Below are 23,424 nucleotides of genomic sequence, written 5' to 3' on the forward strand. Positions count from 1 at the left end.
GAGCCCTGCGGACATCGAATCGAGGAGGATCCGCGTGAGCGACCCTGTGGACACGACCGCTGCACCGACCGGCTCCGGGATGGACTGGGCGGTCGAACGCGGCATGGGCGCCCTGGCGGAGAAGATGGGTCTGAGCTGGGTCGAGTTCTCGGTGGACCGCTGCGTGGCCACGATGCCGGTCGAAGGAAACACGCAGCCGGTCGGGCTCATGCACGGCGGCGCCTATGTCGTGCTCGGCGAGTCTCTGGGCTCGATGGCGGCGAACCTGCATGCCGGCCCCGGGCGACTCGCGGTGGGCGTCGACATCAACGCGACCCACACGCGCTCGGCCACCAGCGGCGTCGTCACGGGCGTGTGCACCCCGGTGCACCTGGGCCGCAGCATCACCGTGCACGAGATCGCCGTGAGCGACGATCAGGGCCGGCGCTGCTCCACGATCCGGATCACGAACATGATCAAGGACCTTCCCGGCGCCTGACCGCTCAGGACCCGCTGTCCGGAGCATCCTCCAGGATCCGCTGGAACAGCAGGTGGTCCTGCCACTCCCCCGCGATGCGCAGGTAGCGCGCAGCGTGACCGATCTCGGTGAAGCCGATGGCCCGCAGCACGCGCTGCGACGCCTCGTTGTGCACGAGCGTCGCCGCCTGGACCCGGTGCAGTCCGAGGTCGTCACGTGCGAGCGCGCAGACGGCGGAGACCGCGGCGCGCATGACCCCGCGGCCCGTCAGGTCCTTGTCGATCCAGTAGCCGAGGTGCGCACTCCAGAACGCCCCGCGCACGATGTCGCTGAGGTTCACCCGTCCCACGATGCGGTGGTCGGCGTCCTCCAGCACGTAGGCGGCAGTACGCCCTTCGTGCACACCGCGCAGAGACTCTCGGACGAACTCGTCCTGGCGCGCGGTGGTGAAGAACTCCGCTGTGCGGAGCGGCTCCCACGGCGCGAGGTGAGCGCGGTTACGGGTGTACGCCGCGGCGAGCTCGGCGCCGTCTCCGGGAAGAAGCGGGCGGAGCAGGATCCCGTCGCCGAGATCCACGCCCTTACTTCTTGGGGGCGAGCTGCTCGATGATCGCCTTCGCCACGTCCTGCATGGTGAGGCGGCGATCCATCGACGCCTTCTGGATCCAGCGGAACGCCTCGGGCTCGCTGAGGCCCATCTTCTCGTTCAGCAGGCCCTTGGCCCGGTCGACGAGCTTGCGGGTCTCGAAGCGCTCGACCATGTCCGCGACCTCGGCCTCGAGCGTGATGATCTGCTCGTGGCGGGCCAGGGCGATCTCGATGGCCGGGAGAAGGTCGTTCGGCGTGAACGGCTTGACGACGTAGGCCAGGGCACCGGCCTCGCTCGCGCGCTCGACGAGCTCCTTCTGACTGAACGCGGTGAGCAGCACGACGGGCGCGATGTTGCCCTTGTGCAGCTTCTCCGCGGCGCTGATGCCGTCGAGCTGGGGCATCTTCACGTCCATGATGACGAGGTCGGGACGCAGCTCCGTGGCCAACTGCACCGCGGTCTCTCCGTCTCCGGCTTCGCCGACGACATCGAAGCCGTTGTCGCGGAGGATCTCGACGATGTCGAGGCGGATCAGCGACTCGTCCTCGGCGACGACAACGCGTCGCGGAGCGGACGAGGCGGGCTGCTCAGGCTGCTGCTCTTCAGTCACGGATCCATCCTACTGGACAGCAGTTTCGGATCTTGTGAACCATGGTGCCGGCGGTGGGACTCGAACCCACACACCCTTCCGGATAGAGCATTTTGAGTGCTCCGCGTCTGCCATTCCGCCACGCCGGCCCGGATCGACTGTAGCGCACCTGCGGATGCCACGAGGGCCGGCCCCATGGGGCCGGCCCTCGTGTGCGCGTCCTACTTGGCCTGATAGGCCGGAGCGGCGCCGTGAACGGTGTCGCCGACACGGTGGATGCGCAGGTCGTTCGTCGATCCGACGATCCCGGGAGGGGAGCCGGAGATGACCACGACCTTGTCGCCCACTTCGGCGAGGCCCGACCCGAGCAGATGCTCGTCGACCTGGTGGAACATCATGTCGGTGTGCGGCACGAAGTTCACCAGGCTCGTGCTGACGCCCCAGGTGACGGCCATACGGCGGCGGATCGCCGGATCCGGCGTGTACGCGAGCATGGGGATGCGCGAACGGAGTCGCGACAGGCGCCGCGCCGAATCGCCCGACTGCGTGAACACGCAGAGGAACTTGGCCTCGACGAATTCGGCGACCTCGAGAGCCGCGAGCGTGATCGCGCCGCCCTGGGTGCGCGGCTTGGTGGTCAGCGGGGCGATCCGCTCCAGGCCGTGGTCCTCGGTGGACTCGATGATCCGAGCCATCGTCTCCACGACGATGACGGGATAGTCGCCCACGCTGGTCTCGCCCGAGAGCATGACGGCGTCGGCGCCGTCGAGGACGGCGTTCGCGACATCGGAGGTCTCGGCGCGGGTCGGCACCGGGCTGGAGATCATCGACTCGAGCATCTGGGTCGCGACGATGACGGGCTTCGCCATGCGGCGGGCGAGCTCGACCGCCTGCTTCTGCACGATCGGGACCGCCTCCAGCGGCAGCTCGACGCCCAGGTCGCCGCGGGCGACCATGATGCCGTCGAACGCGTCGACGATGCTCTCGAGGTTGTCGACGGCCTGCGGCTTCTCGATCTTCGCGATGACCGGGACCTTCACACCCTCTTCGGCCATGATCTCGTGCACGCGGGTGACGTCGGACGCGTCACGGACGAACGACAGCGCGATGAGATCGGCGCCGATGCGCAGACCCCAGCGCAGGTCGTCCTCGTCCTTCTCGCTCAGCGCGGGGACGCTGACCGCGACGCCGGGCAGGTTGATGCCCTTGTTGTTGGACACGGCGCCGGCGACCACGACACGCGTGGTGACGACGGTGCCGTCGGTCTCGATGACCTCGACGCGGACCTTGCCGTCGTCGATGAGGAGGAAGTCGCCGGGCTTGACGTCCTGCGGAAGGCCCTTGAAGGTCGTTCCGCAGATGTCCTTGTTGCCCAGGATGTCCTCGGTCGTGATCTTGAAGATGTCGCCGACCGCGAGCTCGTAGGGGCCGGCCTCGAACTTGCCGAGGCGGATCTTCGGGCCCTGCAGGTCGACGAGGACGGCGACGGCGCGACCGGAGTCCTCCGCCGCGCGGCGGACGTTCGCGTAGTTGTTCTCGTGCACGGAGTAGTCCCCGTGGCTGAGGTTCAGCCGGGCGACATCGACCCCCGCATCGATGAGGGCCCGCACCGTTTCATACGTCGAGGTTGCGGGGCCGAGTGTGGCCACGATTTTGGCACGTCTCAATGCGTTCTCCGATAAGTGTCAGGGGGATGGAATAAGGGCCACGAGGCCGGGGCCAGCCTACGCGGGCTGGACCCCGATCGCGACATCAGACGGGCGGACCGGAGCGGGCAGCACGGTCTGTCCCATGAGGTGCCTGTCCACAGCGGCCGCTGCGGCGCGTCCCTCGGCGATCGCCCACACGATGAGGGACTGGCCTCGTCCGGCGTCGCCGGCGACGAACACGCCCGGGATGGTGGATGCGTAGTCCTCGTCACGCCGGAACGCGCCGCGCTCGGTGCGCTGCGGACCGTCCTCGCCGTACGCCTCGTACTCGGGGCCGGTGAAGCCCATCGCGATGAGCACCAGATCCGCGGGGATCTCCCGCTCGCTGCCGCTCTTGGGAACGCGACGGCCGTCCACGAACTCGGTCTCGGCGACGCGCAATGCGCGCACCTCGCCCGCCTCGTTGCCGAGGAACTCCACGGTGGAGGCCAGGTACTGCCGCTCCCCGCCCTCCTCGTGCGCCGAGGAGACCTCGAACACGGTCGGCATCATCGGCCAGGGCTGGTGCTCCGGGCGTCCCGACGACGGCTGCCGTCCGATCGCGAGGTTCGTCACGCTGAGCGCGCCCTGACGGTGCGCGGTGCCGATGCAGTCGGCACCGGTGTCGCCGCCGCCGATCACGATCACGTGCTTGCCCTCGGCGGTGATCTGGTTCGACACGGGATCCCCGGCGACGGCCTTGTTCGACTCGACCAGGTACTCCATGGCGAAGTGCACGCCGTCCAGGTCCCGTCCGGGGATCGCGAGCTCGCGCGGCAGGGTCGCCCCGGTCGCGATCACCACGGCGTCGTACCGGGCGCGCAGATCGGCCCAGCTGATGTCGGTGCCGATGTTCACGCCGGCGCGGAACCGCGTGCCCTCCTCGGACATCTGGCGCAGGCGCGCGTCGAGGTGCGACTTCTCCATCTTGAAGTCCGGGATGCCGTAGCGCAGCAGCCCGCCGATGCGGTCGTCGCGCTCGAACACCGCGACGGTGTGCCCTGCACGCGTGAGCTGCTGAGCGGCGGCGAGACCGGCGGGGCCGGATCCGACCACGGCGACGGTCTTGCCCGTGAGCCGTTCCGGCGGCTGCGCCTCGACCCAGCCCGAGGCGAAGGCCTCGTCGATGATCGAGACCTCGATCTGCTTGATCGTGACGGCGGGCTGATTGATGCCCAGCACGCAGGCGCTCTCGCACGGCGCCGGGCACAGCCGTCCGGTGAACTCCGGGAAGTTGTTCGTCGCGTGCAGGCGGTCGATCGCCGCGCGGCCTTCGCCGCGCCACGTGAGATCGTTCCACTCCGGGATGAGGTTGCCGAGCGGGCAGCCCTGGTGGCAGAACGGCACACCGCAGTCCATGCAGCGGCTCGCCTGGCGGCGGAGCACGGCCGAATCGCCCGGCTCGTACACCTCCTTCCAGTCCATGATGCGGACCGGAACGGGCCGGCGGGCGGGGAGCTCGCGCTCCGTGACGGTCAGAAAGCCCTTGGGGTCAGCCACCGGTCACCTCCAGGATGCGGGTCCAGACGATGGAGCCGTCGGGGTCGATCCCCTCGGCCTCTGCCTCTGCGCGGGTGCGCAGCACGGCGGCGTAGTCCCGCGGCAGGATCTTCGTGAAAGAGGCGGCGAAGTCGTCGTCCGCCAGGATCTCCGCCGCGAGTGGGGATCCGGTGCGCTCCACATGCTGCGTCAGCAGCTCGCGCAGCTCCTGCGTGTCCACCTCGTCGAGAGCCAGGAGCTCCAGCTCCCCCGCGCTCAGCGAAAGCGGGTTCACGCGCTCGGTGTGCAGATCGCGCACGTAAGCGATGCCGCCGGACATGCCGGCGCCGAGGTTGCGTCCCGTGCTGCCGAGGATCACGGCGACGCCGCCGGTCATGTACTCGAGCGCGTGGTCGCCCACGCCCTCGGCGACGGCCGTCGCCCCGGAGTTGCGAACCAGGAACCGCTCCCCGACCACGCCGGAGATGTGGATCGTGCCGCTGGTCGCGCCGTAGCCGATCACGTTGCCGGCGATCACGTTGTGCTGCGGCACGAATGTCGCATCGGGATGCGGACGGACCGCGATCTCGCCACCGGAGAGACCCTTTCCGACGTAGTCGTTCGCGTCGCCCTCCAGACAGATCGAGATGCCCCGCGGCAGGAACGCGCCGAGCGACTGCCCCGCAGTGCCGTGCAGGGAGATCCGGATCGTGCCCGCGGGCAGCCCCTCTCCCCCGTGCTGCACGGTGACTTCGTGGCCGAGCATCGTGCCGACGGCGCGCTCGGTGTTGCGGATCGGCAGGTCGAAGGAGACCGGCGTGCCCTGAGCGATCGCCTCGCGGGCGGCCTCGAGCAGAGGAGCATCGAAGTGCTTCTCCAGCTCGTGGTCCTGCGCGCGAGCACTGCGACGGGGCTCCCCGGCGGGGAACACAGGACCTTCGAGCACCGGGGCGAGGTCGAGACCGTCCGCCTTCCAGTGCTTGATGGCCGCGTCCGTGCGCAGCAGATCCGCCCGGCCCACGATCTCTTCCAGGCTGCGGAAGCCGAGTGCGGCGAGGTGCTCGCGCACCTCCTCCGCGATGAACTCCATGAAGTTCACGACGAACTCGGGCTTGCCCGTGAACCGCTCGCGCAGCACCGGGTTCTGGGTGGCGACGCCGACCGGGCAGGTGTCCAGGTGGCACACGCGCATCATGATGCAGCCGCTCACCACGAGCGGCGCCGTGGCGAAGCCGAACTCCTCCGCACCCAGCAGGGCGCCGATGATCACGTCGCGGCCCGTCTTCAGCTGGCCGTCGACCTGCACCACGACGCGGTCGCGCATGCCGTTGAGCATGAGCGTCTGCTGCGTCTCGGCGAGGCCGAGCTCCCACGGGGTGCCCGCGTGCTTGAGCGAGTTTAGCGGGCTCGCGCCCGTGCCACCGTCGTGGCCGGAGACCAGCACGACGTCGCTGAGCGCCTTGGCGACACCGGCAGCGACCGCGCCGATGCCGGACTGGCTGACCAGCTTGGTGTGGATCCGGGCGTTCGGGTTGGCGCGCTTCAGGTCGAAGATGAGCTGCTTGAGATCCTCGATCGAGTAGATGTCGTGGTGCGGCGGGGGCGAGATGAGCCCGACCCCGGGCGTCGCGTGCCGGGTGCGCGCGATCCACGGATACACCTTCTGCGGCGGCAGCTGACCGCCCTCACCGGGCTTGGCACCCTGCGCGAGCTTGATCTGGATGTCGTCGGCCGCGGTGAGGTACTGGCTGGTCACGCCGAAACGGCCGGACGCGACCTGCTTGATCGCGCTGCGGCGCTCCGGGTCGACCAGGCGATCCGGATCCTCACCGCCCTCGCCGGTGTTCGACTTCGCGCCGAGACGGTTCATCGCGATCGCGAGCGTCTCGTGCGCCTCCTGCGAGATGGATCCGTAGCTCATCGCACCGGTGGAGAACCGCTTGACGATGGAGGACACGGGTTCGACCTCGTCGATCGGCACCGGCGGGCGCTGCCCCGTGCGCAGCTCGAACAGGCCGCGCAGGGTCTTCAGCTCCTTGGCCTGGTCGTCCACGAGCTGCGTGTACTCGCGGAAGATGTCGTACCGCCGGGTGCGCGTCGAGTGCTGCAGACGGAACACGGTGTCCGGGTTGAACAGGTGCGGCGAGCCGTCACGGCGCCACTGGTACTCGCCGCCCGTCCAGAGGCGCTCGTGCGCACGCGCCGCGGCGTCCTCGGGGTAGGCGAAGTCGTGGCGCGCCTGGTTCTCGGCGAAGACGTCCTCGATGCCGATGCCGCCGAGCTTGGTCTCGGTGCCGGTGAAGTACGCGTCGACGAGCTCCTGGCTGAGGCCGACCGCCTCGAACACCTGCGCGCCGGCGTACGAGCCGACCGTGGAGATGCCCATCTTGGACATGATCTTGAGCACGCCCTTGCCGAGCGCGTAGATCAGGTTGCGGACGGCCTTCTCCGGCGTGATGCCGGTGATGTAGCCGGTGCGCACGAGGTGCTCCACCGTCTCCATCGCGAGGTAGGGGTTCACCGCGGAGGCGCCGTAACCGATCAAGGTCGCGACGTGGTGCACTTCGCGCACGTCACCGGCCTCGACGATCAGTCCGACCTTCATCCGGTCCTCACGGCGGATGAGGTGGTGGTGCACCGCGGACAGCATGAGCAGCGACGGGATCGGGACGAGGTCCTTGTTGGAGTCCCGGTCGCTGAGGATGATCAGCTCCGCGCCGTCCTCGATCGCGGCGTCGACCTCGGCGCACATCTCCTCGAGGCGCCGGGCGAGCGCGTGCGGACCCAGATCGAAATGGTAGAGCCCCTTGATCGTCGCGCTGGAGCGCTCCGGGCGGGCGCGATCGATGTGACGGAGCTTGGCGAGCTCGTCGTTGTCGATGACGGGGAAGTCGAGCACGATCGTGCGTGCGTGGTCGGGTCCCCAGTCCAGCAGGTTGCGCTCCGGCCCGAGACCGAGCGAGAGGCTCGTGACGACCTCTTCGCGGATCGCGTCCAGCGGCGGGTTGGTGACCTGCGCGAACTGCTGCACGAAGTAGTCGAAGAGCAGCCGCGGACGCTCCGAGAGCACCGCGATCGGCGCATCGCTGCCCATGGCGCCGAGCGGTTCGGCGCCGGTCTGCCCCATCGGGGTGAGCAGGATCCGCACCTCTTCCTCGGTGTAGCCGAAGGTGCGCTGACGACGGGTGATCGATGCGACCGGGTGCACGATGTGCTCCCGCTCCGGCAGATCGGCGAGGCGCACGCGTCCCTCATCGAGCCACTCCTGCCACGGGTGCAGGGCGGCGAGGTCTCGCTTGACCTCTTCGTCCTCCACGATGCGGCGCTGGGCGGTGTCGACGACGAACATCGTGCCGGGCTGCAGGCGGCCGCGGCGCTTGATGCGCTCGGGCTCGAACTCCAGGACACCGGTCTCGCTGCCGATCACGACGAGGCCGTCCGTCGTCTCGGTCCAGCGCCCAGGGCGCAGTCCGTTGCGGTCGAGCGTTGCGCCCACGACGGTGCCGTCGGTGAAGATGAGCGCGGCGGGACCGTCCCACGGCTCCATCTGGTTCGCGTGGTACTCGTAGAACGCGCGCAGGTCCGGATCCAGGTCCGTCTGACGCTCCCAGGCAGCCGGCACCATCATCATCACGGAGTGCGGCAGGCTGCGCCCGGTGAGGGTGAGCAGCTCGAGCACCTCGTCGAACGAGGCGGAGTCGCTCGCACCGTCGGTGCAGATCGGCAGCAGCGGGCGGATGTCGCCGAGCAGCTCGGACTCGAGCTGCGACTGGCGGGCGCGCATCCAGTTGCGGTTGCCGCCGACGGTGTTGATCTCGCCGTTGTGCGCGAGCATGCGCAGCGGCTGCGCGAGCGGCCAGGACGGGAAGGTGTTGGTCGAGTACCGGGAGTGCACCACCGCGAGCTCGGAGGCGAAGCGCTCGTCCTGCAGGTCGGGGTAGAACGGCTCCAGCTGCAGAGTCGTGACCATGCCCTTGTAGCCCAGCGTGCGGGCGGACAGCGAGACGAAGTAGGCCCCGAGCTCATGGCCGGCGCGCTTGCGCAGCCTGTAGGCGACCCGGTCCAGCGCGATGCCGGAAAGCGCCTCGGCTCCGCTCGAGGCGGGGCGCGAGACGAACAGCTGCTCGAAGGCGGGGCGGGCCTCGTCGGCGAGCTTGCCGAGGTGCTGGTTCGCGGTGGGCACCTCGCGCCAGCCGAGCACGGTGAGGCCCTCGGCGCGCGCGATCTTCTCGATCCCGGCCTTCTGCTCGCGACGCGACCGCGAGTCGAGCGGGAGGAAGGCGAGCCCGGCCGCGTACTCGCCCACCGGAGGAAGCTCGAACGAGGTGACCGCACGCAGGAACGCGTCCGGCATCTGCGTCAGGATCCCGGCGCCGTCGCCGGTGCCCGCGTCGGAGCCGATCGCGCCGCGGTGCTCCAGGTTGCGCAGCGCCTCGAGGGCGAGCGCGATGATGTCGTGGCCCGGCTCCCCGCGGAGCGTCGCGACCATGGCCAGGCCGCAGGCGTCCTTCTCGAACGCGGGGTTGTACATCCCCTGCTTCGGGGGGTAAGCGCCGGAAGCGCCGTGGGGAGGCTGGAAGTACACCAGTCACCGTCCTCAGATTTCTGATGAACCCGGGGACATCATCGGCCCGCTCGTTCAGTGCGATATTCCCGGTGGACGTACGTCCACCGCAGCGAGGCTCCTGTCGGCGCCGTTCTCAGGGGCGGGAGACGGCGCTCGTGGCGTCCGCCTCCGCGCGATTCTCGTCGGTCTGAGGCTCGCTCAGGTCGACGAAATCATCGGGGTTTTGCGATTCTACCCCAGCGGTGCTCGGCTCCCGACCCGGCTGGTACGGCGAAGGCTCGAAGCCGGGGTGACGGCGAGTCTGCACGAACAGGACGACGATGCCCAGCACGACGCCGAACAGCGCGGCCCAGACGTTCGTGCGCAGCCCGAAGTAGATCTCGCTCGGATCGATGCGGATCGACTCCCAGACCATGCGTCCTGCGCCGTACCAGATCAGGTAGACGGCGAAAAGCTTGCCCCACTGCAGGCGCAGCTTGTGGCCGAGCCAGAGCAGGAACAGGCAGCCCAGAGTGTTCCAGATGACCTCGTACAGGAACGTGGGGTGGAACAGGGTCCCGGGGGCGAGTCCCGCCGGGAAGGCGGAGTTCGTCGACTCGATCTCCAGGCCCCAGGGGAGGTCGGTGGGCAGGCCGAACAGCTCGTGGTTGAACCAGTTGCCGAAGCGGCCGAACGCCTGCGCGAGGATGAGGCCGGGGGCCAGCGCGTCCGCGAAGGCCGAGAAGCGCACGCCGGTCCACTTGCAGCCCAGCCAGGCGCCGATGGCGCCGCCGATGAGCGCGCCGAAGATGGCGATGCCGCCCTCCCAGATGGCCCAGACCGAGCCGGGCTCGAACGGGTTCCAGGTGTTCTTGTCCGGCCCGAAGTAGAAGCCGGGGTGCGTGGCGACGTGGAAGATGCGCGCGCCGATGATGGCGAGCGGCACCGCGATGATGCAGATGTCCACGACGACCCAGCGCTCCGCGCCGCGCTTCGTCAGCCGGTGGTTGGTCAGCAGCGTGGCCACGATGATGCCGGCGATGATGCACAGCGCGTAGAAGTGGATCTGCAGCGGCCCGACCTGGAAGTAGCTGATCGGCGGGCTCGGGATGCTGGCATGCACGCCGATGAGAGCGTTCTGGAGCGCGAAGGGCATGGTCACGAGTCTACGTCGTCAGAGCGCCGTCACCGTGCGATCGCGGTGCCCCTGGCGAGTTCGCGGGTGACCTCCGCGAGCCGATCCACGCCCCCGTCCCGAAGAGCCCGCACGAGGGCGGTGCCGACGATCGCGCCGTCGGCGTACTCCAGCACGCCCGCGATCTGCTCCGCGGTGGAGATGCCGATGCCCACGCACGCACGACCGGCGCCATGTTCCCTGAGGCGTCCGACGAGCGTGCGGGCGGCCTTGTCCAGCTCGGCCCGCTCCCCCGTGATGCCCATGGTCGAGACGGTGTACACGAAGCCCGTGGAGCTTGCAGCGACCAGGTCGAGGCGGGCGTCGGTGGAGGTGGGCGCGGCGAGGAAGACGCGGTCGAGCCTCGTGCGCTCGCTCGCGGCGATCCACTCGGGTGCCGCCTCGGGAGTGATGTCGGGCGTGATCAGACCTGCACCGCCTGCGGCGAGCAGGTCGTCGGCATAGCGGTCGACGCCGTACTGCAGCACGGGGTTCCAGTAGGTCATGACGACCACGGGGGCGTCCACGGCAGCCGTGATGGCCGCGACCGCCGTGAAGAGATCGCGCATCCGGAAGCCGTTCGCGAGCGCCGCCTGCGTCGCCTCCTGGATGATCGCGCCGTCCATCACGGGATCGCTGTAGGGCGGTCCGAGCTCGATGATGTCCACGCCGTTGCGCGCCAGGGCGATCGCGGCGTCGATGCTGGTCTGCAGGTCGGGGTAGCCGACCGGGAGGTAGCCGATGAAGGCGCCCCGACCGGCGTCATGTGCGCGCTGGATGGCCTCTTCGACGCGGCTCATGCGCCGACTCCGTTCTCTGCAGCGCCCTCGTCGTACAGCCCGAAGTAACGGGCCGCGGTGTCCATGTCCTTGTCGCCGCGTCCGGAGAGGCAGACCGCGAGGATCGCGTCGGGGCCGAGCTCCTTGCCGATGCGGATGGCGCCGGCGAGGGCGTGCGCGGACTCGATCGCGGGGATGATGCCCTCGGTGCGGCTCAGCAGGCGCAGCGCCTGCATGGCCTCGTCGTCGGTCGCGGGGATGTACTCGGCGCGGCCGATCGCGGCGAGCCAGGAGTGCTCCGGCCCCACGCCGGGGTAGTCGAGGCCCGCAGAGATCGAGTGCGACTCGATGGTCTGCCCGTCCTCGTCCTGCAGGACGTACGTGCGTGCGCCGTGCAGCACCCCGGGGCGACCGCGTTCGATCGAGGCCGCGTGCTTGGGCGTGTCGACGCCGTCGCCGGCCGCCTCCACGCCGTACAGCCGCACGGTCTCATCATCGAGGAACGCGTCGAACATGCCGATCGCGTTGGAGCCGCCGCCGACGCAGGCGAGCACCGCGTCCGGCAGGCGCCCGGCCTCGTCGAGCAGCTGCTGACGAGCCTCCTCGCTGATGATCTTCTGGAAGTCGCGGACCATCGCCGGGAACGGGTGCGGGCCCGCCGCCGTGCCGAAGATGTAGTTGGTGGTCTCGACGGTCGCGACCCAGTCGCGGTACGCGTCGTTGATCGCATCCTTGAGCGTGCGCGATCCCGTGGTGACGGGCACGACCTCCGCGCCGAGCAGGCGCATCCGGGCGACGTTGAGCGCCTGACGCTCGGTGTCGACCTCGCCCATGTAGATCGTGCACTCGAGACCGAACAGCGCGGCGGCGGTCGCCGTGGCGACACCGTGCTGGCCGGCGCCCGTCTCCGCGATCACCCGGGTCTTGCCCAGGCGCTTGGTCAGCAGCGCCTGACCGAGCACGTTGTTGATCTTGTGGGATCCGGTGTGGTTGAGGTCCTCGCGCTTGAGGAAGATCCGCGCGCCGCCGGCGTGCTCGGCGAACCGCGGCACCTCGGTGATCGGCGAGGGACGCCCGGCGTAGGAGTGCAGCAATGTCGCGAGCTCGGACTGGAATGCCGGATCGGCGATCGCCTCGTGGTAAGCCACGGTGAGCTCGTCGATCGCCGCGATGAGCGATTCGGGCATGAAGCGCCCGCCGAAGTCACCGAAGAACGGCCCCGGCTGATCGCGCAGACTCATGATCCGGCCTCCAGGAAAGAACGCAGGGTGGCGACGGGGTCGCCGGTGACGAGCGCCTCGCCGATGAGTACCGCGTCGGCGCCAGCCGCGCGGTAGTGCGCGACGTCGGCGGGCGTGAGCACGGCGGATTCGGCGATCTTCACGGACGTCGAGGGGATCCGCTCGACCAGCCGGCCGAACAGGTCGCGGTCCAGCTCGAGGGTCTTCAGGTCGCGGGCGTTCACGCCGATGAGGTGCGCACCGAGATCGATCGCGACCTCGAGCTCCTCGGCGGAGTGCGTCTCGACGAGGGGCGTCATGCCCAGCTCGAGGATGAGGGCGTACAGCCGCTCCAGATTCGCGCGGTCCAGGCCCGCCACGATGAGCAGCGCGAGGGACGCACCCGCGGCGCGCGCCTCGAACACCTGGTACGGGGTGGCGATGAAGTCCTTGCGCAGCACGGGGACCTGCACGGCGGCGGTCACGGCCTCGAGATCGGCGAGGCTGCCCCCGAACCGACGTTGCTCCGTGAGCACGCTGATCGCAGACGCCCCGCCCTGCTGGTACAGGGATGCCTGCAGCGCGGGATCCGGGATCTCGGCGAGGGCGCCGCGCGACGGGCTCGCCCGCTTCACCTCGGCGATGATCTTGACCCGGTCCGCGGGCGCCAGCGCGGCGCGTGCGTCGAGGGCGGGGGCGCGATCGAGTGCGGCACGCTCCACGATCGCCAGCGGACGCTCCCGCTCGCGACGGGCGGCGTCCTCGACTGCGCCGGCCGTGAGGTCGGCGAGCACCATTAGTGCGCCTTCGGCTGGTACTTCGGGCCCTTCGCGCCGTATCCGGCCTTGGAGAGCACCCAGCCCACGATCGCGCCGACGACGATCAGCGCGACGCCCACCCAGACCACGACGGGGACGTCGAGGAAGAAGGCGGCGGTGCCCACGCTGAATCCGAGCAGCATGATCACCACGGCGGTCCAGGCCGCAGGCGAGTGTCCGTGGCCGGGATCTGCGATGGGGTTGCTCATGTTCTCCTCCGAGCGTCGGGTGGTCTGGTCAAGTCTATCGGGATCGTGCTTCTCGACGAGGACCGCGGACAGCGCGGGGCGTCGTCGAGGCGGTCTAGCGGGTGGGGTCGGCGCCGCGGCTGAGCTCGTCCCAGCTCTCCACCGCGTCCACCGGTCCGTCGTTCGGCGCCGGGGCGGTGCGATAGCGACGCCCGCCGCTGCGCCACTGCCCCGCGGTGACCAGGGCCAGCCCGCCGCCGAGGAGCAGCAGGATCCAGCCGACGAGCGCAGCCCAGGGCCAAGCGGTCACGGCGATGCCGTCGACGATGGCCTTCAGCGCCGTGTCCCCTGCGAGCCCCGTGGCCTTGGTGAGGGCGGGGCTCACGGCATCCAGCGGATGCTGGAACAGGATGCGCGTGGTCAGCACGAGCAGGAGGGCCCCGACAGCGACCGCGATCGCGGCGAACACGCGCCGCAGCACGGGCCCGACGAGAGCGATGGCTGCACACAGCGCGAGCGCCGTGAGGCTCAGCGGGGCGAGCACGGGCAGCGCCGCGTTGCCGGCGACGTCGAGCGACTCTCCCCCGTCGGCGCGGGTGACGGTCAGCCAGGTCTGCGTCGAGGACAGGACCCCGATCCCGCCCGCGAGCAGGATCAGCAGCAGGCTCGTCGACTTCGCTCGGCGGGCGAGCATCACGCCGTGGCCTTCCCGGCGTCGTCTGCCACAGCCCGGTCCTGCGCCGCGGCGACGACCGGATCCAGATCGCGCCCGTCGAAGCAGGTGCGTGTGCCGGTGTGGCAGGCCACGCCGATCTGGTCGACGAGCAGCAGCACGGTGTCGCCGTCACAGTCCAGCCGGGCGCCGCGCACGTGCTGCACGTGGCCGGAGGTGTCGCCCTTGCGCCAGTACTGCTGGCGGGAGCGGGACCAGTACGTGGCTCGCCCCGTCGTGAGCGTGCGGCGCAGCGCCTCCTCGTCGGCCCAGGCCATCATGAGCACCTCGAGAGTGTCCCACTGCTGCACGATCACGGGGACGAGACCCTGGTCGTTGTAGCTCACGTCGGCGAGCCTGGCATCGAGATCCGTGTTCATCGCACCGTCACCCCCGCGGAGTTCAGCGCCGCCTTCACATCGCCGACGGTCAGCTGTCCGGAGTGGAACACGCTCGCGGCGAGCACCGCGTCCGCGCCCGCGGCGATGGCCGGAGCGAAGTCCTCGGCCTTTCCGGCGCCGCCCGAGGCGATGACGGGCACGCTGGAGACCTCGCGCATGAGGCCCACCAGCTCCAGGTCGAACCCGTCCTTGGTGCCGTCGGCGTCGATGGAGTTGACCAGCAGCTCCCCCGCGCCGCGTTCGATGGCCTCGCGGGCCCAGTCGAGGGCGTCCAGGGAGGTCTCGGTGCGCCCGCCGTGCGTGGTCACGGCGAATCCGGAGGCCGTGCGCGGACTGCGCTTGATGTCGAGCGAGAGCACCAGCACCTGGGCGCCGAAGCGGTCGGCGATCTCGCCGATCAGAGCCGGACGGGCGATCGCCGCGGAGTTCACCCCGACCTTGTCGGCGCCGACGCCCTGCAGGCGGGCCACGTCGTCGACCGAGCGCACGCCGCCACCGACGGTGAGCGGCACGAAGACCTCTTCGGCGGTGCGGCGCACCACGTCGTAGGTGGTGGCGCGCTCATCGACGGTCGCGGTCACGTCGAGGAAGGTGATCTCGTCGGCGCCCTGCGCGGCATAGTGTCGGGCGAGCTCGACCGGATCGCCCATATCGCGCAGGTTCTCGAAGTTCACGCCCTTGACGACGCGGCCGGCGGCCACATCGAGACACGGGATGACGCGCGCGGTGAGCGACATCAGAGCCTCGCGGCGTGGATCGCGGTGACGAGGATGGCCCGTGCGCCGAGCGCGTAGAGCTGGTCCATCACCTGGTTCATGCCACGGCGCGGGATCATCACCCGCACGGCGACCCAGGCCGGGTCCCGCAGCGGCGACACCGTCGGGGACTCGCGCCCTGGCGCGATCGCGGCCGCCTGCTCGACGAGATCGGCCGGCAGGTCGTAGTCCAGCAGCACGAACCGGTGGGCGACCATGACGCCGCGGAGGCGGCGCAGCAGCTTCTCGGTGCCCTCGGCGTCGCCGGGGCGGCTGATCAGCACCGCTTCGGACTCGATGATCACCGGGCCGAAGATCTCCAGACCCGCCTGGCGCAGCGTGGTGCCGGTCTCCACGACATCGGCGATGGCGTCGGCGACGCCCAGGCGCACGGCCGATTCGACCGCGCCGTCGAGCGGCACGAGCTCCGCGGTGACGCCGTGTTCGCGCAGGTAGTCGTCGACGAGCCCCGGGTAGGCGGAGGCGACGCGCACGCCGTTGAGGTCCTCCAGCGTCTTGAACCGTCCGGGCGGGGCGGCGAAGCGGAACGTCGAGCGGGCGAAGCCGAGCTGCTCGATCTCACGGGCGTCCGGGCGGCGCACATCGCGCAGCAGGTCACGTCCCGTGATGCCGACGTCCAGCGCGCCCGAGGCGACGTAGGTGGCGATGTCGCGAGGACGGAGGAAGAAGAATTCGACGTCGTTGTCGGCGTCGATCACGTGCAGGGTCTTGGTGTCGCGGCGGCCGGCGTATCCGGCTTCGGCGAGCATCTCGGCGGCGGTCTCGGACAGCGATCCCTTGTTCGGGACGGCAATGCGCAGCATGGGAGGTCTTTCGTTCGAAGCGATCTGTGTGCGAAAGGAGCCCCGTCGGGGCGCCTCACAGATGTCGGTAGACGTTCTCCAGGGTCATTCCCTTGGCCAGCATCAGCACCTGCAGGTGGTACAGCAGCTGGGAGATCTCCTCGGCCGCAGCCTCGTCGCTCTCGTACTCTGCGGCCATCCACACTTCGGCCGCCTCTTCCACGATCTTCTTGCCGATCGTGTGCACGCCCGCGTCGAGCTCGCGCACCGTCCCGGATCCCTCCGGGCGCTCGGCCGCTTTGCGGCTCAGCTCGGCGAACAGTTCGTCGAAGGTCTTCACCCTCCCAGGCTACCGGCTCGTGCGAGACCCCGGAGCCGCGTGACGGCGGCTTCGATGTCGCGGGAGCCGTAGACGGCGGATCCGGCGACGAACGTGTCGGCGCCTGCGGCAGCGGCCTGCGCGATCGTCGCATCCGAGATCCCGCCGTCCACCTGCAGCCAGACGTCGGAGCCGCGCCGCTTCGCCTCGTCGGCCAGGGCTCGCAGCTTGGGCATCGTCTCGGGCATGAAGCCCTGCCCGCCGAAGCCGGGCTCCACGGTCATCACGAGAATCTGGTCGAACTCGCCGAGGATGTCGTAGAGCGGTTCCGCCGCCGTGCCCGGCTTGATCGCGACGCCCGCCCTGGCGCCGATGCTGCGCAGGGAGCGTGCGAGGGCGACGGGGTCGGACGCCGCCTCGAGGTGGAAGGTGACGCTCGCCGCACCCAGTTCCGCATAGCCCGGCGCCCAGCGGTCCGGATCCGTGATCATCAGGTGCACGTCGAGCGGGATCGGGCTCGTCGCCTGGATGCGCTCGACCATCTGCGGCCCGAAGGTGAGGTTGGGCACGAAGTGGTTGTCCATCACATCCACGTGCGCGAAGTCCGCCGTCGCGATGCGGGCGAGATCCGCCTGCATGTTCACGAAGTCGGCGGCGAGGATCGAGGGATTGATCCGGGGGGCTGCGGGCAGTTCGGCGCGGGATGCGGGCATGCGCCCATTATCCCGGTGCCCGCCGCCGCGATCGTACCGATGCCGCCGTCCGATGGCGGTTCAGGCGTCCTTGACGAGCAGCGACAGGAACATCGCGTCGGTGCCGTGCCGGTGCGGCCAGAGCTGCGCGTGACCGGATCCGTTCGACGGCTCCGGCAGATCGATCGGCTGCTGCGACACGGCACCGAGTGCCTCACGGGCATCGAGCTCGTGCACGTCGTCCCGGTCGCGGAGCACAGTCTGCACGACCGCTGCGGTCTCGGCCAGGTGCGGGGAGCACGTGACGTAGGCGAGGATCCCGCCGGGCTTCAGCGCGCCGAGGGCAGCCGAGAGCAGCTCCTCCTGCAACGCGGCGAGTTCGGGGACGTCGGCGGCGGTCTTGCGCCAGCGCGCCTCCGGGCGGCGCCGCAGCGCTCCGAGTCCCGTGCACGGCGCATCGAGCAGGATCCGGTCATAGGCTGCAGGGCGCTCGGCGGCGAGCACGCGGCCGTCCTCCTCGGCGACCTCGACGCGCAGCGGCACCGCGGCGACTGCCTTGCGCACCAGTCCCGCCCTGGCGGGCGCCACCTCGTTCGCGTCGAGTGTCGCCCCGCCGCGCAGCGCCTCCGCGGCGAGCAGGGCGGTCTTGCCGCCGGGGCCGGCGCAGAGATCCAGCCAGCGCTCCCCCGCCGCCACAGGCCGGACGCCGACGAGCGCGAGGGCGACGAGCTGCGACCCCTCGTCCTGCACGCGCACCCTGCCCTTGTTCGCGGCGACGGTCGCTCCGGGGTCTCCGCCTTCGGATCCGAATGCCGTCGGTGCGTACGGCCGCCGGGGCTCGCGCGGTTCTGCAAGTCCGGGCAGCGCGACGAGCGTGACCTCGGGAGCCACGTTGTCCGCCGCGAGAAGCTCCTCGAGCTCGTCCTCCCGCCCCTCGGCCGCGAGAGCACGGCGCAGGGCGCGGATGATCCAGACCGGATGCGCGTAGCGGAGCCCCAGGCGCTCGTCGTCGGAGCGCGCCGCTGCCGTGACGGCGTCGAGCCATTCCTCCTGCGTGCGCGCGGCGACCTTGCGCAGCACCGCGTTCGCGAACCCCGACGCGCCGCGCCCGCTCTCCAGGGCCACCAGATTCACCGACTCGTTGACGGCCGCGTGCGTCGCGACCCGGGTGGCGAGGATCTGGTGCGCACCGAGGCGGAGGGCGTCGAGCACCGGAGCATCAATGCCGGCGACTTCGCGTCCGGCCGCGGCGGCGATGATGGCGTCGTATGTGCCCAGACGGCGCAGCGTCCCGTATGTCAGCTCGGTCGCGAGGGCCGCGTCCGCAGCGTTCAGTCCCGCATCGCGGATCGCCCCCGGCAGCAGCAGATTGGCGTAGGCATCGGAGGTGCTGACAGCGCGGATCACGTCGTACGCGACGCGACGCGCAGGCTGCACGTCGCGGGGACGCGCGTTCCGCGACGCCGAGTGCTGCGTCGCTCCGCCGGTGTTCTGCCGGCGCGGTGCGCCCTGACCGTCCGCGCGCCGCTTCGGGCCCCGGCGGCCGTCGCCGTGCTGCCGTCCCTGTCCGCTCATCGTGCGTCGCTCTGCTCGCTCGAGGGCGCGGCGGCGTCGAACCGCACGGTCTCGCCGTCGCTGGCCCGCAGGCCGCGGAACCAGTCCGCGGCGGCCATCGCGGGTTTCCCCGCCGGTTGCACGCGCACGAGCAGCAGTGGCGCGCTGCCGGTGCCCACGAGCACGCCGCCCTTGATCCCGTGCAATACGCCCGGCGCCAGCGGATCCGCATCATGCGTCCGCGCGAGCTCGCGCACCTTCAGCGGCGCCCCGTCGATGGCCGTGTGCGCACCCGGCTCGCTGGTGACGCCGCGGTAACGGGCGAACACCATGTCGGCGGGCTCGGTCCAGTCCAGCAGGCCGTCCTCGAGGCCGAGCTTCGCCGCGTGCGTGGGTTCGCCCTGCTGCGGCACGGGGCGAGCGGTGCCACCGGCGATGGCGCCGACGGCTTCCGCCGTGAGCCCGGCACCGTCGATGGCGAGGGAGGCGAGCGCGTCGTCCGCGGTGGCGTTGCCGGCTACGGGGTACACCCGCATCGCGTGCACGTCCCCCGCGTCGAGCGCAGGGACGAGCTGGAACACCGTGGCGCCCAGCTCCGCGTCCCCCGCGATGAGCGCCCGCTGCACCGGGGCGGCCCCGCGCCAGGCCGGCAGCAGGGAGAAGTGCAGGTTGATCCAGCCGTGCTCGGGGGCGCTCAGCAGGGGTTCGCGCACGAGGCCGCCGTAGGCGACGATGACACCGAGTTCGGGGCGCAGCGCCGTGATCCGACCCGTCGCCTCCTCGTCCAGGCGCGCGGCCTTGATCACCGGGATCCCGAGCGCATCGGCCTCCTGCGCGACCGGCGAAGGGGTGAGTATCCGCTTGCGCCCGAGCGGCGCGTCGGGGCGGGTCACGACCGCGACGATCTCGTGCTCGCCGGCGAGGCGACGGAGGGTGGGTACGGCGGCCGCCGGAGTGCCGGCGAAGACGAGACGCATGAGGGTCCTTCGAAGGTGCTGCGGGTTGTTCGAGACGAACGGGGTGGATCGGGTGGTTCAGAGGTCGGGTTCGGTGACGTCGAGCCTCACCGAGAGCGTAGTCCGTGGGGTCCTGCCACGGGCTCGGCGACGGCCCATCGCCTCGGCGATCACGGCGGCGCGGAGCGCGCCCGCCACGCGCGCGCCCTCGGCGTAGGGGAACCGCACGAGCGCGCGCTCCCGGCCGTCGTCGTCGCCTTCGATCGGTACGGGCCCCAGCACGGCGTCCGGCGGCAGCTGCAGCGCGGCGATGTCGTCGAGGGCGCGACGGATGGCGGCGCCGGTGCCCTCGACCTGGGCGACGCGCACGGACGGCGGCATGCGCAGCGGCGCGCGCTCGGCGAGCTCCGTCCGCGCGTACGACGCCTGGGACCAGGTCGCAAGAGCACGAGCCACGGCACCGTCGACGCCGACGAGATGGATCGGCGCTCCGGGCGCGGCGAGGGCGGCCGCGTTCGACCACCAGCGCAGGCAGGACTCCCCGATCCGCAGCTCCGGCGCCTGCAGCATCCGGGAGCCGTCGAGCAGCACGACCGCCCGGTAGCCTCCCTCGGCCAGAGGCTCGGCGCCGCGGGTCGCGACGACGAGGGCCGGCTTCGCGTCGACACGGACCACCGGATGGTTGCCGTCGGCGACGATCACGCGGATCCCCGGGAACGCGCGCCCCAGCTCCTCCGCGGTCCGCTCACTGCCGGATGCGGCAAGACGCACCTTCTCCCCGCCGCAGGAGCTGCACGCCCAGAGGCGCGCCCCGCGTCCGCACCAGGCGCACACCGGTGTCGCCCCGCGATGCGCGGCACCGAGCGGCCCTCCGCAGGCTCCGCAGCGGGCCGGCGCGCGACACGACGCGCACACGAGCGTCGGCGAGAACCCCGGTCGCGCCACCTGCAGCAGCACAGGTCCGGTCGCGGCGGCCTCCCGTGCCGTGAGGAACGCCCGGGACGGCAGGCGTTGACCGCGCCGGTCCAGATCCTCGGTGGAGTCCAGGACCACGCGCGGCAGCTGCCGCTTGGCGGCCGTGATCGCCCGGATCCACCCGGTCTCGACCAAGCGCTCCACGTCGGTCGTGCGGGTGTGGCCGGCGAACAAGAGGGCGGATCCCTCCTGCTCCTGCCGCAGCAGAGCGACATCTCGGGGATGCGCACCGGGCGCGAGCGGCTCGGCCAGCAGCCCGTCGCCGTCGTCCCACAGCATCACCAGGCCCGCTCGCACCGGGGCGTACACGGCGGAGCGGTTGCCGACCACGATGCAGGGGGCGTCCTCGAGCGTGCGGAGGTACGCGCGGTAGCGGTCGGGGCCCGTCTGCCGGGAGTCGAGGCGGGCGATGGGGGCGTCGGGCGCGAGCACGTCGAGGGCGGCGAGCAGCAGGTCGAGGTCGCGGTAGTCGGGGACGACCAGGATCGCCGAGGCGCCGCCCGCCAGCGTGTGCGCAGCCGCAGCGGCCAGCAACCGGGTCCACTCCGGCAGATCGTCGGCGGCCAGGCGCGGGATCGCCTCCACGGCCGCCCGGCCGGAGTCCGCGAGCACATCGGCGAGACCGGCGTACCGCGCGATCGTCTCGGAGACGGCGGGGACCGTCGCCTGCGCGGTTGCGGCACTGTCGCCCTCCGCTTCCCCGGCTGCCGCCAGCCACGCCTTCTCCACGCGGACCTGTCGCTTGGGCACGATCAGCCGCAGCACATCGGATGCGCTGCCTGCGGCGCGGTCCGCCACGCGACGGGCGAGGGTGCAGAGCGGCTCGGGCAGCACCTGGGCGCGGGACACCACGGCGTCGACCTCCGCCAGTGTCCGGGCGTCGTCGTCCTCCGTGGCCACCTCGACCAGGTACCCGTCGATGACGCGCCCCGCGGAACGCAGCGGAACCCGTACCCGCACCCCCGGCAGGGCATCATCGATCAGCTCCGCCGGGATGGCGTAGTCGAACAGTCGATCCAGCTGCGGGACCGGCGAGTCCAGCAGTACGCGGGCGATCGGCCGGGGCACGAGCGGAGCTTGCGGGTGAACGGGGTCGATCAGAGTCCGGCGGCGCGGCGCAGGTCGTCGACGCGCGTCGTCTGCTCCCAGGTGAACGTCGGCAGCTCACGGCCGAAGTGCCCGTATGCGGCGGTGGCGGCGTAGATCGGGCGCAGCAGATCCAGCTCCTCGATGATCGCCTGCGGGCGCAGGTCGAACACCGAGCGGATCGCGCGGGTGATCGTCTCGTCGTCCACGGCGCCGGTGCCGAACGTCTCGACGTACAGCCCCACGGGCTGCGCCACGCCGATCGCGTACGCGACCTGCACCTCGAGCCGATCGGCGAGCCCCGCCGCGACCGCGTTCTTGGCGACCCAGCGCATCGCGTAGGCACCCGAACGGTCGACCTTGGACGGGTCCTTGCCGCTGAAGGCGCCGCCCCCGTGCCGTGACGCGCCGCCGTAGGTGTCGATGATGATCTTGCGACCCGTCAGCCCCGCATCGCCCTTCGGACCGCCGGTCACGAAGGGGCCGGCCGGGTTGATGTAGTGCATGACGCCATCGAGGTCGAGGCCCGTCGTCGCGAGCACAGGGTCGATCACGTGCTCCCGGACGAGCGCCTTGAGCTCCTCCTGGGAGATCTCCGGGTTGTGCTGAGTGGACAGCACCACCGCGTCGACCGTCTTCGGGGTGAAGCCGTCGTAGCCCAGTGTCACCTGGGTCTTGCCATCGGGACGCAGGAACGGCAGCGTGCCGTCGCGGCGCACCTCGGTCAGGCGCTCCGCCAGGCGATGCGCGGTCCACGCCGCCATCGGCATGAGCTGCGAGGTCTCGGTCGTGGCGAAGCCGAACATGATGCCCTGATCGCCCGCGCCCAGGAGATCGCGCGGGTCGGAGGAGCCGCCCTCGCGGTGCTCGTGCGCCTGGTCGACGCCGCTCGCGATGTCCGCCGACTGCTCCCCGACCGAGACGCTCACGCCGCAGGAGGAGCCGTCGAATCCGGTGTCGCTCGAGGTGTAGCCGATGCCGTTGACGACGTCGCGGACGATCGTGGGGATGTCGACGTAGCCCGAGGTCCGGATCTCGCCGGCGACGTGCACGAGGCCCGTGGTGACGAGCGTCTCCACCGCGACGCGTGCTCCGGTGTCCACCGTGAGCAGGCCGTCCAGGATCGAGTCGGAGATCTGGTCGCAGATCTTGTCGGGGTGCCCCTCGGTGACGGACTCGGAGGTGAACAGACGCAGCGCGCTCATCGGTGCTCCTTGGTGTGGAGGGCGGTCGGGCGGGACGGGTTGCGCCCCTGGCAACAGGTCGGTGCGCCCATGCCCAGTATGGACGGAGCCGCCGACATCCACGGACGGGATGACGGCGGCTCCCTTGCGTCGTGCCGGCGGAGGGTCAGCTCACTCCGCGTGGCGGATGCGGAGCTTGTCCTCGTTGATCTCGTGCAGCGCGATGGTCAGCGGCTTGTCCTCGACGGAGGAGTCGACCAGCGGACCCACGTTGTCGAACAGGTTGCCCTCGTGCAGGTCGGAGTAGTAGTCGTTGATCTGGCGCGCGCGCTTGGACGCGTAGATGACGAGCTCGTACTTGGACTCGACACGGTCGAGCAGGTTGTCGATGGGCGGGTCGATGATGCCGTTGTTGTGTCCGGCCATGGTGGACCTCCTGTTGGTGGGATGTTCGGCGACG

The 23,424-nt window shown here is 70.7% G+C and carries 22 protein-coding genes and 1 tRNA gene; 1 reads left to right on the plus strand and 22 read right to left on the minus strand.

Annotated elements, in window-relative coordinates:
• Window positions 1-79: 79 nt before the first annotated feature.
• Complete coding sequence (locus ACTJI8_RS02115; protein ID WP_440732429.1) at window positions 80-478, plus strand: hotdog fold thioesterase; 399 nt, start codon at window positions 80-82, stop codon at window positions 476-478.
• A gap of 4 nt (window positions 479-482) precedes the next feature.
• On the opposite strand, the gene ACTJI8_RS02120 is transcribed toward ACTJI8_RS02115, so the two are convergent.
• From ACTJI8_RS02120 to rpoZ, 22 genes are all read right to left on the minus strand, one after another.
• Window positions 483-1,034 (minus strand): GNAT family N-acetyltransferase, encoded by a 552-nt coding sequence (locus ACTJI8_RS02120; RefSeq protein WP_440731757.1) that lies wholly within the window; start codon window positions 1,032-1,034, stop codon window positions 483-485.
• Window positions 1,035-1,038: 4 nt separating this feature from the next.
• Window positions 1,039-1,656 carry an ANTAR domain-containing response regulator gene (locus ACTJI8_RS02125; RefSeq protein WP_045252013.1) on the minus strand — a complete coding sequence of 206 codons (618 nt, stop codon included), beginning with the start codon at window positions 1,654-1,656 and terminating at the stop codon, window positions 1,039-1,041.
• Window positions 1,657-1,698: 42 nt separating this feature from the next.
• A tRNA-Leu gene (locus tag ACTJI8_RS02130) sits at window positions 1,699-1,784 on the minus strand.
• A gap of 72 nt (window positions 1,785-1,856) precedes the next feature.
• Window positions 1,857-3,302: a pyruvate kinase gene (gene pyk, locus ACTJI8_RS02135; RefSeq protein WP_440731758.1), complete on the minus strand. Its 1,446-nt coding sequence runs from the start codon at window positions 3,300-3,302 to the stop codon at window positions 1,857-1,859.
• A gap of 57 nt (window positions 3,303-3,359) precedes the next feature.
• A complete protein-coding gene (locus tag ACTJI8_RS02140; RefSeq protein ID WP_440731759.1) occupies window positions 3,360-4,823 on the minus strand; it encodes a glutamate synthase subunit beta in 1,464 nt (487 codons plus the stop codon).
• Entirely contained in the window at window positions 4,816-9,333 is a 4,518-nt protein-coding gene (gltB, locus tag ACTJI8_RS02145) for a glutamate synthase large subunit (RefSeq protein WP_440731760.1), read from the minus strand. The genes ACTJI8_RS02140 and gltB overlap by 8 nt, the downstream gene beginning before the upstream one ends.
• Before the next feature lie 169 nt (window positions 9,334-9,502).
• Window positions 9,503-10,504: a prolipoprotein diacylglyceryl transferase gene (lgt, locus tag ACTJI8_RS02150; RefSeq protein WP_440731761.1), complete on the minus strand. Its 1,002-nt coding sequence runs from the start codon at window positions 10,502-10,504 to the stop codon at window positions 9,503-9,505.
• 29 nt (window positions 10,505-10,533) lie between these two features.
• Window positions 10,534-11,322: a tryptophan synthase subunit alpha gene (trpA, locus tag ACTJI8_RS02155; protein WP_440731762.1), complete on the minus strand. Its 789-nt coding sequence runs from the start codon at window positions 11,320-11,322 to the stop codon at window positions 10,534-10,536.
• Window positions 11,319-12,542, minus strand: a complete 1,224-nt coding sequence (gene trpB / locus ACTJI8_RS02160) for a tryptophan synthase subunit beta (protein ID WP_440731763.1) — start codon at window positions 12,540-12,542, stop codon at window positions 11,319-11,321. The genes trpA and trpB overlap by 4 nt, the downstream gene beginning before the upstream one ends.
• Complete coding sequence (gene trpC, locus ACTJI8_RS02165) at window positions 12,539-13,315, minus strand: indole-3-glycerol phosphate synthase TrpC (RefSeq protein ID WP_440732430.1); 777 nt, start codon at window positions 13,313-13,315, stop codon at window positions 12,539-12,541. Before trpC ends, trpB begins: the two co-directional genes overlap by 4 nt.
• A 2-nt stretch (window positions 13,316-13,317) precedes the next feature.
• On the minus strand, window positions 13,318-13,548 hold the full coding sequence (locus ACTJI8_RS02170; RefSeq protein ID WP_440731764.1) for a DUF6704 family protein: 231 nt from the start codon (window positions 13,546-13,548) through the stop codon (window positions 13,318-13,320).
• A gap of 94 nt (window positions 13,549-13,642) precedes the next feature.
• A complete protein-coding gene (locus tag ACTJI8_RS02175; RefSeq protein WP_440731765.1) occupies window positions 13,643-14,221 on the minus strand; it encodes a Trp biosynthesis-associated membrane protein in 579 nt (192 codons plus the stop codon).
• Window positions 14,221-14,619, minus strand: a complete 399-nt coding sequence (hisI, locus tag ACTJI8_RS02180; protein ID WP_440731766.1) for a phosphoribosyl-AMP cyclohydrolase — start codon at window positions 14,617-14,619, stop codon at window positions 14,221-14,223. Before hisI ends, ACTJI8_RS02175 begins: the two co-directional genes overlap by 1 nt.
• Window positions 14,616-15,377 (minus strand): imidazole glycerol phosphate synthase subunit HisF, encoded by a 762-nt coding sequence (hisF, locus tag ACTJI8_RS02185; protein ID WP_440731767.1) that lies wholly within the window; start codon window positions 15,375-15,377, stop codon window positions 14,616-14,618. The genes hisI and hisF overlap by 4 nt, the downstream gene beginning before the upstream one ends.
• Window positions 15,377-16,219, minus strand: coding sequence for an ATP phosphoribosyltransferase (hisG, locus tag ACTJI8_RS02190; RefSeq protein ID WP_440731768.1), 843 nt, complete (start codon window positions 16,217-16,219; stop codon window positions 15,377-15,379). The genes hisF and hisG overlap by 1 nt, the downstream gene beginning before the upstream one ends.
• 55 nt (window positions 16,220-16,274) lie before the next feature.
• Entirely contained in the window at window positions 16,275-16,538 is a 264-nt protein-coding gene (locus ACTJI8_RS02195) for a phosphoribosyl-ATP diphosphatase (protein ID WP_440731769.1), read from the minus strand.
• On the minus strand, window positions 16,535-17,230 hold the full coding sequence (rpe, locus tag ACTJI8_RS02200) for a ribulose-phosphate 3-epimerase (protein ID WP_440731770.1): 696 nt from the start codon (window positions 17,228-17,230) through the stop codon (window positions 16,535-16,537). The genes ACTJI8_RS02195 and rpe overlap by 4 nt, the downstream gene beginning before the upstream one ends.
• Before the next feature lie 60 nt (window positions 17,231-17,290).
• Window positions 17,291-18,784 carry an RsmB/NOP family class I SAM-dependent RNA methyltransferase gene (locus ACTJI8_RS02205; protein WP_440731771.1) on the minus strand — a complete coding sequence of 498 codons (1,494 nt, stop codon included), beginning with the start codon at window positions 18,782-18,784 and terminating at the stop codon, window positions 17,291-17,293.
• Window positions 18,781-19,740, minus strand: coding sequence for a methionyl-tRNA formyltransferase (locus ACTJI8_RS02210; RefSeq protein WP_440731772.1), 960 nt, complete (start codon window positions 19,738-19,740; stop codon window positions 18,781-18,783). Before ACTJI8_RS02210 ends, ACTJI8_RS02205 begins: the two co-directional genes overlap by 4 nt.
• A 57-nt stretch (window positions 19,741-19,797) precedes the next feature.
• The gene (locus ACTJI8_RS02215) at window positions 19,798-21,762 is read right to left on the minus strand and encodes a primosomal protein N' (RefSeq protein WP_440731773.1); all 1,965 of its coding nucleotides are present in this window, start codon (window positions 21,760-21,762) and stop codon (window positions 19,798-19,800) included.
• A gap of 29 nt (window positions 21,763-21,791) precedes the next feature.
• On the minus strand, window positions 21,792-22,985 hold the full coding sequence (gene metK / locus ACTJI8_RS02220) for a methionine adenosyltransferase (protein ID WP_440731774.1): 1,194 nt from the start codon (window positions 22,983-22,985) through the stop codon (window positions 21,792-21,794).
• 150 nt (window positions 22,986-23,135) lie between these two features.
• Window positions 23,136-23,390 carry a DNA-directed RNA polymerase subunit omega gene (gene rpoZ, locus ACTJI8_RS02225; protein ID WP_045273081.1) on the minus strand — a complete coding sequence of 85 codons (255 nt, stop codon included), beginning with the start codon at window positions 23,388-23,390 and terminating at the stop codon, window positions 23,136-23,138.
• Between the last annotated feature and the right edge of the window lie 34 nt (window positions 23,391-23,424).

This window comes from Microbacterium sp. 22303, assembly GCF_052045265.1.
Classification (GTDB): Bacteria; Actinomycetota; Actinomycetes; order Actinomycetales; family Microbacteriaceae; genus Microbacterium.